Consider the following 311-nt stretch of genomic DNA (forward strand, 5'->3'; position numbering starts at 1 on the left):
ATTGTTGGGGCTGCTGGTTGAGCTACAATCTGTAAGCCTGTTACTGCTGTGCTTGCCGGAGAAATACAAGACCCAACTGTACAAGTGGCTGTAATGCTATAAGTACCTACACTTGAAAGCGTCAAGCTCGTACCTGATGAACCATTTGACCAGTTGACTGTTCCTGCACAACCGCTTGCGATTAAAGTAAGCGTGCTTGGTGAACAGACTACCTTGGTAGCTGGGGCTGTAATCGTTGGAGCAGTTGGATGAGCTACAATCTGTAAGCCAGTAACTGCCGTGCTTGCCGGAGAAATACAAGACCCAACCGT

Annotated in this window: 1 pseudogene; it reads right to left on the bottom strand. The window is 48.2% G+C overall.

Features of this window, described 5'->3' with window-relative positions:
• A pseudogene (locus EWM59_RS28085) lies at positions 1–311 on the bottom strand (hypothetical protein); the annotation flags it as partial.

It is taken from the genome of Emticicia agri (assembly GCF_004168285.1).
GTDB lineage: Bacteria > Bacteroidota > Bacteroidia > Cytophagales > Spirosomataceae > Emticicia > Emticicia agri.